The organism is Pseudomonas sp. 2VD (assembly GCF_005503585.1).
GTDB classification, from domain to species: Bacteria; Pseudomonadota; Gammaproteobacteria; order Pseudomonadales; family Pseudomonadaceae; genus Pseudomonas; species Pseudomonas aeruginosa.
In genome coordinates this window covers 1-8212 of sequence record NZ_SCND01000284.1, presented here as the reverse complement: position 1 = coordinate 8212, position 8212 = coordinate 1, and the positions used below count along the sequence as shown (strand labels likewise).

Sequence of the window (8212 nt, the reverse complement as noted above, 5' to 3'; positions counted from 1 at the left end):
GCTCTGCTGCAGGGCCTGGCCGAGCAGCTTGGAATCGCCAATCTTCTGCGCCTCCGGCAGGCCGGCGAAGAGGCGCTCCACGGCCTGGCGCAGGCTGTCCGGCAGGTCGTTGCGGCCGTTCAGCCCCTGCAGGGCGGCGAACAGGCCTTCCAGGGAAGCCTGGCGGGCGCTCTGCCCGGCCAGTTGCTGGCCCAGCGCAAGCTGGTCGAGGCGTCCGCTGAGCGGCAGGAAGTCGATCTGCTGGCTGTTTTTAACCAGCGCCGTGAGCAGGCTGCCGACCGGCAGCGCCTGGGGCGAGTCGAGGCTCAGCTTGCTGCCGGCGAGCGGCGTGTTGAGCAGGTTCAGCAGGACCCGGTAGACCACCTGCTGGGCCTTGTCCGCCGGCAGCGCGGTGCTGGACAGGACCTTGCCCTGGAGCAGGGTGCCGGGCGGCAGTTGCTCCAGGTCGAGGCTGCTCAGCGGGCCAGCGCCGGCCATGCTGTCGAGCAGGGTGGCAACCACGCTGGCGCTGCTGGTGGCGCTGACGTTGAGCAGGTTGCCCGGCACCAGCGGCCGGTTGCTCTGCACTTCCACCAGGCTCTGCCCGCTGTTCGCCAGGGTCAGCTTGAGCAGGACCTGGAAATTGTTCGCCAGGCCTTCCTTGACCGCCAGCACCTCGGCCTTGCCCGACTCGCCTTCGCCCAGCAGGCCGGCCAGGGTCTGCACCAGCTTCAGGGTCATCTCGGCGTCGGCCTGGGCGTTGCCCTGCGATTGCGCCGGCGGCAGCGGGCGCGGGGCGGAAACCGGGGGTAGTGATGGGGAAGCGCCTATCTCGGCTGGCATGGGTAACAACCTGTCTTAAACGACCCTGCGGAGGCTGGGGAAGGGCGTGTATAATGCCGCGCCTGTCAAACAGGCTGGCCGCGTCGTCACCAGTATAGCGGCCGTGTTTATCCCGACTTTAGGGTCTGTTCCGTGAAGGCCTCCGGCGCCGCGACGAGGAGAGACGCTTGGCGATGTTGTTCGATGTCCGATCCTGCTGAAGTCCCCACAGCCAGCCCCTTGCTGGAAACCGTCGGGCTCGCCTGCGAGCGCGACTGGCGCATGCTGTTCGAGCGCCTCGACCTGCGCCTGGCCGCCGGCGAGATGTTGCAGGTGGTGGGTCCCAACGGCAGCGGCAAGACCAGCCTGCTGCGCCTGCTGTCCGGACTGATGCAGCCGACCGCCGGGGAAGTCCGCCTGAACGGCCGGCCGCTCGCCGAACAGCGCGGCGAACTGGCCCGCAGCCTGCTGTGGATCGGCCACGCCGCGGGAATCAAGGGCCTGCTCAGCGCCGAGGAGAACCTCACCTGGCTCTGCGCGCTGCACCAGCCGGCCAGCCGCGAGGCGATCTGGCAGGCCCTGGCCGACGTCGGCCTGCGTGGCTTCGAGGACGTTCCCTGCCACACCCTTTCCGCCGGCCAGCAACGCCGCGTGGCGCTGGCCCGCCTGTACCTGGACGCACCGCCCTTGTGGATCCTCGATGAACCCTTCACCGCCCTCGACAAACAGGGGGTGGCGCAACTGGAAGCGCACCTGGCCGGGCATTGCCAGCGCGGCGGGATGGTAGTGCTGACCACCCACCACAGCCTGCAGCAGGTGCCCGCCGGCTACCGCGAGCTGGACCTCGGTGCGCTCAAGGCGGCCAGCGGCGCGACGGTCGAGCCGGCGCTGGGCGATCCGGCATGAGCAACGTCTTCAGCCTGCTTCTGGCGCGCGAGGCGCGCCTGCTGTTCCGCCGACCGGCGGAGCTGGCCAACCCGCTGGTGTTCTTCGCCATCGTCATCGCCCTGTTCCCCCTGGCGGTCGGGCCGGAAAGCCAATTGCTACAAACCTTGTCGCCCGGCCTGGTCTGGGTGGCGGCGCTATTGGCCGTGCTGCTCTCGCTGGAAGGGCTGTTCCGCAGCGATTTCGAGGACGGTTCTCTGGAGCAGTGGGTCCTTTCGCCGCACCCCCTGGCTCTTCTGGTGCTGGCCAAGGTGCTGGCACACTGGCTGTTTTCCGGGCTGGCCCTGGTCCTGATGTCGCCGCTGTTCGCGCTGATGCTGGGCCTGCCGGCCCGTTGCATACCGGTGCTGCTGCTTTCCCTGTTGCTCGGTACGCCGGTGCTGAGCCTGCTCGGCGCCGTCGGCGCGGCCTTGACCGTGGGCCTCAAGCGCGGCGGCCTGTTGCTGGCGCTGCTGATCCTGCCGCTGTACATCCCGGTGCTGATTCTCGGTAGCGGGGCGCTGCAGGCTTCGTTGCAGGGACTGCCCAGCAGCGGACATTTATTGTGGCTGGCGAGCCTGACGGCGCTAGCATTGACACTCACGCCATTCGCCATCGCTGCCGGCCTGAAGATCAGCGTAGGCGAGTGAGTCCGCCCGCCGAAGGCATCGGCGGGCGTGCGGTACCGGGCGGCTGCGCCGCCCACGCTTGACCCGGGCTGGCAGCGGAAGGCCTGCCCGGTATTTCCAAAGAGCCCTGTAAACAGAGCCTGATGATGAATTGGACATGGTTTCACAAGCTTGGGTCGCCCAAGTGGTTCTACGAGATCAGCGGCCGCTGGCTGCCCTGGTTCGCCGTGGCGGCGGCGCTGCTGATCGTCACCGGCTGCGTCTGGGGGCTGGCCTTCGCGCCGCCGGACTACCAGCAGGGCAATAGCTTCCGCATCATCTATATCCATGTGCCGGCGGCCTTCCTCGCCCAGTCCTGCTACGTCATGCTGGCCGTGGCCGGTGCCGTCGGGCTGATCTGGAAGATGAAGATCGCCGACGTGGCGGTGCAGTGCGCCGCCCCCATCGGCGCCTGGATGACCTTCGTCGCGCTGCTTACCGGGGCCGTCTGGGGCAAGCCGACCTGGGGCGCCTGGTGGGTCTGGGACGCGCGCCTGACGGCGATGCTGATCCTGCTTTTCCTCTATTTCGGCATCATCGCCCTCGGCCAGGCGATCAGTAACCGCGACAGCGCGGCCAAGGCCTGTGCCGTACTGGCCATCGTCGGCGTGGTGAACATCCCGATCATCAAGTACTCGGTGGAGTGGTGGAACACCCTGCACCAGCCGGCCACCTTCACCATCACCGAGAAACCGGCGATGCCGGTGGAGATGTGGTTGCCGTTGCTGATCATGGTCCTCGGCTTCTATTGCTTCTTCGCGGCCATGCTGCTGGTGCGCATGCGCCTGGAAGTGCTCAAGCGCGAGTCCCGCACCGCCTGGGCGAAAGCCGAGGTGAAGGCCCTGGTGGAGAAGGCACGATGAGCTTCGAATCGTTCGGCGACTTCCTCGCCATGGGCCATCACGGCCCCTACGTCTGGTCGGCCTACGGCATCAGCCTGCTGGTGCTGGCGATCAATGTCGCCGAGCCGCTGCTGGCCCGGCGCCGCTACCTGCAAGAAGAGGCGCGTCGTCTGCGCCGGGAGGCCCAGCAGTGAATCCGGTCCGCAAGAAACGTCTGATCATCGTCCTCGCCATCGTGGTGGGCGTCGGCGCCGCGGTGGGCCTGGCGCTATCGGCCCTGCAACAGAACATCAACCTGTTCTACACCCCGACCCAGATCGCCAACGGCGAAGCGCCGACCGACACCCGCATACGCGCCGGCGGCCTGGTGGAAAAGGGTTCTCTGCAACGCAGCGAGGATTCGCTGAATGTGCGTTTCGTGGTCACCGACGGCGCCAAGGAAGTGACCATCGCCTACCATGGCATCCTTCCCGACCTGTTCCGCGAGGGGCAGGGCATCGTCGCCCTCGGCAAGCTGGGCGGCGACGGCGTGCTGGTGGCCGATGAAGTGCTGGCCAAGCACGACGAGAACTACATGCCGCCGGAAGTCACCAAGGCGCTCAAGGACAGCGGCCAACTGAAGCACTACGAGAACGGCAAGGCCGCCGGCGAGACCTCGTACAACCAGGAGGGCAAGTAGATGATCCCCGAACTCGGCCACCTGGCCCTGATCCTCGCCCTTTGCCTGGCCCTGGTGCAGTCGAGCCTGCCGCTGGTCGGCGCCTGGCGCGGCGACCGCCAGTGGATGAGCCTGGCGCGCCCGGCGGCCTGGGGGCAGTTCGCCTTCCTCGCCTTCGCCTTCGGCTGCCTGACCTGGGCCTTCCTGCGCGACGACTTCTCGGTGGCCTACGTGGCCGGCAACTCCAACAGCGCGCTGCCCTGGTACTACAAGTTCAGCGCCGTCTGGGGCGCCCACGAAGGTTCGCTGCTGCTCTGGGCGCTGATCCTCGGTGGCTGGACCTTCGCCGTGTCGATCTTCTCCCGGCAACTGCCGGAGGTCATGCTGGCCCGCGTGCTGGCGGTGATGGGCATGATCAGCACCGGCTTCCTGCTGTTCCTGATCATCACCTCCAACCCGTTCAGCCGCCTGCTGCCGCAGACCCCGATGGACGGCAACGACCTCAACCCGCTGTTGCAGGACGTCGGCCTGATCGTCCACCCGCCGATGCTCTACATGGGTTACGTCGGATTCTCGGTGGCCTTCGCCTTCGCCATCGCCGCACTGCTCGGCGGCCGCCTGGACGCCGCCTGGGCGCGCTGGTCGCGGCCCTGGACCCTGGTGGCCTGGGCCTTCCTCGGTATCGGCATCGTGCTCGGCTCCTGGTGGGCCTACTACGAGTTGGGCTGGGGGGGCTGGTGGTTCTGGGATCCGGTGGAAAACGCCTCCTTCATGCCCTGGCTGGTCGGCACTGCACTGATCCACTCGCTGGCGGTGACCGAGAAGCGCGGCGTGTTCAAGAGCTGGACCGTGCTGCTGGCGATCGCCGCTTTCTCCCTGAGCCTGCTGGGCACCTTCCTGGTCCGCTCCGGCGTGCTCACCTCGGTGCACGCCTTCGCCTCCGACCCGGAGCGCGGGGTGTTCATCCTCGCCTTCCTGTTGCTGGTGGTCGGCGGCTCGCTGACCCTGTTCGCCCTGCGCGCGCCGGTGGTCAAGAGCCAGGTCGGCTTCGCCCTGTGGTCGCGCGAGACCCTGCTGCTGCTGAACAACCTGGTGCTGGTGGTGGCGGCCTCGATGATCCTCCTCGGGACTCTCTACCCGCTGCTGCTCGATGCCCTCAGCGGCGCCAAGCTGTCGGTCGGCCCGCCGTACTTCAACGCCATGTTCCTGCCGCTGATGGCGGCGCTGATGGCGGCCCTGGCGGTCGGCGTGCTGGTGCGCTGGAAGGACACCCCGAGCCGCTGGCTGCTCGGCATGCTGACCCCGGTGCTGGTGGCCAGCGCGGTCCTGGCGGCGGCCGGTTCGATGTACTTCGGCGATTTCAACTGGGCGGTGCTGGCGGTGTTCCTGCTGTCCGCCTGGGTGGTCCTGGCCGGTTTCCGCGACTTCCTCGACAAGACCCGGCACAAGGGCGTGCTGGCCGGCGCCCGCAGCCTGACCCGCAGCTACTGGGGCATGCAACTGGCGCACCTGGGCATCGCCGTGTGCGCCATCGGCATCGTCCTCAGCAGCCAGTACAGCGCCCAGCGTGACCTGCGCATGTCGCCCGGCGACACCGTCGAACTGGGCGGCTACCACTTCCTCTTCGACGGCGCGAAGCATCACGAAGGGCCGAACTACACCTCGGACAAGGGCAGCATCCACGTCAGCCGCGACGGCAAGGAGATCGCCACCCTGCATCCGGAGAAGCGCCTGTACACCGTGCAGAGTTCGATGATGACCGAGGCCGGGATCGATGCCGGCTTTACTCGCGACCTCTACGTGGCGCTCGGCGAGCCGCTGGAGAACGGTGCCTGGGCGGTGCGCGTGCACGTCAAGCCGTTCGTCCGCTGGATCTGGTTCGGTGGCCTGCTGATGGGCCTCGGCGGCGCCCTGGCGGCGCTCGACCGGCGCTACCGGGTGAAGGTGAAAACACGTGTGCGCGAGGCCCTGGGCCTCGCCGGTCAGGGAGCCTGAGTCTTGAAACGAGCGATTCTGCTGCTGCCGCTGGGGATCTTCCTGATCGTCGCGGTGTTCCTCTTCCGCGGCCTCTGGCTGGACCCCAGCGAGCTGCCCTCGGCGCTGATCGGCAAGCCGTTCCCGGCCTTCGACCTGCCCAGCGTGCAGGACCCGGCCCGGCGCCTGACCGAGGCCGACCTCAAGGGCAAGCCGGCGCTGGTCAACGTCTGGGGCACCTGGTGCCCGTCGTGCCGGGTCGAGCACCCGGAACTGACCCGACTGGCCGAGCAGGGCGTGGTGATCTACGGGATCAACTACAAGGACGACAACGCCGCCGCCATCAAGTGGCTGAACGAGCTGCACAATCCCTACCTGCTGAGCATCAGCGACGCCGACGGCACCCTGGGCCTGGACCTGGGCGTGTACGGTGCGCCGGAAACCTACCTGATCGACAAGCAGGGCATCATCCGCCACAAGATCGTCGGGGTGGTCGACCAGAAAGTCTGGCGCGAGCAACTGGCGCCGCTGTACCAGCAACTGCTGGACGAGCCGGAGGCCCGATGAAGCGTTTCCTCGCCACCGCGCTGCTCGGTCTCGCCCTCTGCGGCGTGGCCCGGGCCGCCATCGACACCTACGAGTTCGCCAGCGACGCCGAGCGCGAGCGCTTCCGCAACCTGACCCAGGAACTGCGCTGCCCGAAGTGCCAGAACCAGGACATCGCCGACTCCAACGCACCGATCGCTGCCGACCTGCGCAAGCAGATCTACGGCCAGTTGCAGCAGGGCAAGAGCGACGGCGAGATCGTCGACTACATGGTTGCCCGCTACGGTGACTTCGTTCGCTACAAGCCGCCGGTCAACGAGCGTACCTGGCTGCTCTGGTTCGGTCCGGGCGCCTTGCTGCTGTTCGGCGTGCTGGTGATCGGCGTGATCGTCCTGCGCCGCCGGCGCACCGCTGCCAAGGCGCAAACCACCCTGTCCGCCGAGGAGCAAGCGCGCCTCGCCAACCTGTTGAAGAACGACAAATGATCGATTTCTGGCTCGCTGCCGGCCTGCTGCTGCTGGCGGCCCTGGCATTCCTGCTGATTCCGCTGCTGCGTGGCCGTCGCGCCCAGGCCGAGGAAGACCGTACCGCCCTGAACGTCGCGCTTTATCAGGAGCGGATCGCCGAGCTGGCCGGCCAGCAGGCCGCCGGCACGCTGACCGCCGAGCAACTGGAGAATGGCCGCGCCGAGGCTGCCCGCGAACTGCTCGCCGACACCGAGGGCAGCGGCGAAGAGCGTAGCTCGCGCCTGGGCCGGGCGGTCCCGCTGGTCGCGGCGCTGCTGGTGCCGTTGGTCGCGCTCGGCCTGTACCTGCATTGGGGCGCCAGCGACAAGGTCGAGCTGGCCCGCGAATTCGCCCAGGCGCCGCACTCCATGGAAGAGATGACCGCGCGCCTGGAGCGCGCGGTACAGGCTCAGCCGGATTCCGCCCAGGGCTGGTACTTCCTCGGTCGCACCTACATGACCCAGGAACGCGGCGCCGATGCGGCGCGGGCCTTCGAACGCGCCGCCGAACTCAGCGGGCGGCAGCCGGAAGTGCTCGGCCAGTGGGCGCAGGCACTGTATTTCTCCGGTGGCAAGAAAATGACCGCGCAGATCAAGGCCCTGGCTGACGAGGCGCTGAAGGGCGACCCGGCCGAAGTGACCACCCTTGGCCTGCTCGGCATCGCCGCCTTCGAAGAGCAGCGCTACGCCGACGCCATCGGCTTCTGGGAGCGCCTGGTGTCGGTGTTGCCGAACGAGGACCCGGCACGCTCGGCGATCCAGGGCGGCATCCAGCGCGCCCGCGAGCGCATGACCGAGGCCGGGCAGACCCCGCCGGCGCCGGCCGCGCCCGCTGCCGCCGGGGTGACCCTGACGGTGAAGGTGGATATCAGCGACGCGGTGAAGGGCCAGGTCAAGGCCGACGACAGCGTGTTCATCTTCGCCCGCGCCGTCGGCGGCCCGCCGATGCCGTTGGCAGTGAAGCGCCTGACCGTCGCCGACCTGCCGGCCGAGGTCAGCCTGAGCGATGCCGACGCCATGATGCCGCAGCTCAAGCTCAGCGGATTCCCGCAGGTCGAGCTGGTCGCGCGGGTATCCCGCGCCGGCAACGCCATCTCCGGCGAATGGATCGGACGCGGCAAACCGTTGTCTACCGCCCAGTCGTCGGCGCAAGCGCTGACCATCGACGGCCCGGACCAGCCCCAGGCGGCCCGGCCATAACGACAACGGGTTGGCGGGAGGTGCGGCGGTGAAGGCGAAGTATCTGGGTTTGGCGATTCTCCTGGGCGGTCTCGGCGGGTGCGTGGTGCATCCG

At 68.2% G+C, this 8212-nt stretch carries 9 protein-coding genes and 2 pseudogenes; 10 read left to right on the top strand and 1 reads right to left on the bottom strand.

The window, feature by feature from the left end; genetic code table 11:
• A pseudogene (locus FFS27_RS24230) lies at positions 1 to 720 on the bottom strand (flagellar hook-length control protein FliK); the annotation flags it as partial.
• 285 nt (positions 721 to 1005) lie between these two features.
• Between FFS27_RS24230 and ccmA the strand changes: the two are divergent.
• The 10 genes and pseudogenes from ccmA to FFS27_RS33740 all read left to right on the top strand — a co-directional run.
• Complete coding sequence (gene ccmA, locus FFS27_RS24225) at positions 1006 to 1707, top strand: cytochrome c biogenesis heme-transporting ATPase CcmA (protein ID WP_003140265.1); 702 nt, start codon at positions 1006 to 1008, stop codon at positions 1705 to 1707.
• The gene (gene ccmB / locus FFS27_RS24220; RefSeq protein WP_003083130.1) at positions 1704 to 2375 is read left to right on the top strand and encodes a heme exporter protein CcmB; all 672 of its coding nucleotides are present in this window, start codon (positions 1704 to 1706) and stop codon (positions 2373 to 2375) included. Before ccmA ends, ccmB begins: the two co-directional genes overlap by 4 nt.
• A gap of 122 nt (positions 2376 to 2497) precedes the next feature.
• Complete coding sequence (locus FFS27_RS24215; protein ID WP_003083135.1) at positions 2498 to 3256, top strand: heme ABC transporter permease; 759 nt, start codon at positions 2498 to 2500, stop codon at positions 3254 to 3256.
• Positions 3253 to 3429: a heme exporter protein CcmD gene (ccmD, locus tag FFS27_RS24210; RefSeq protein ID WP_003083136.1), complete on the top strand. Its 177-nt coding sequence runs from the start codon at positions 3253 to 3255 to the stop codon at positions 3427 to 3429. Before FFS27_RS24215 ends, ccmD begins: the two co-directional genes overlap by 4 nt.
• A complete protein-coding gene (gene ccmE, locus FFS27_RS24205) occupies positions 3426 to 3914 on the top strand; it encodes a cytochrome c maturation protein CcmE (RefSeq protein WP_003083137.1) in 489 nt (162 codons plus the stop codon). The genes ccmD and ccmE overlap by 4 nt, the downstream gene beginning before the upstream one ends.
• Positions 3915 to 5888 (top strand): heme lyase CcmF/NrfE family subunit, encoded by a 1974-nt coding sequence (locus FFS27_RS24200; RefSeq protein WP_003107324.1) that lies wholly within the window; start codon positions 3915 to 3917, stop codon positions 5886 to 5888.
• 3 nt (positions 5889 to 5891) lie between these two features.
• The gene (gene dsbE, locus FFS27_RS24195) at positions 5892 to 6434 is read left to right on the top strand and encodes a thiol:disulfide interchange protein DsbE (RefSeq protein WP_003083138.1); all 543 of its coding nucleotides are present in this window, start codon (positions 5892 to 5894) and stop codon (positions 6432 to 6434) included.
• Positions 6431 to 6898, top strand: a complete 468-nt coding sequence (gene ccmH / locus FFS27_RS24190) for a cytochrome c maturation protein CcmH (RefSeq protein WP_003133169.1) — start codon at positions 6431 to 6433, stop codon at positions 6896 to 6898. The genes dsbE and ccmH overlap by 4 nt, the downstream gene beginning before the upstream one ends.
• Positions 6895 to 8118 carry a c-type cytochrome biogenesis protein CcmI gene (gene ccmI, locus FFS27_RS24185; RefSeq protein ID WP_009314778.1) on the top strand — a complete coding sequence of 408 codons (1224 nt, stop codon included), beginning with the start codon at positions 6895 to 6897 and terminating at the stop codon, positions 8116 to 8118. The genes ccmH and ccmI overlap by 4 nt, the downstream gene beginning before the upstream one ends.
• A 28-nt stretch (positions 8119 to 8146) precedes the next feature.
• Positions 8147 to 8212 (top strand): annotated as a pseudogene (locus FFS27_RS33740) (hypothetical protein); the annotation flags it as partial.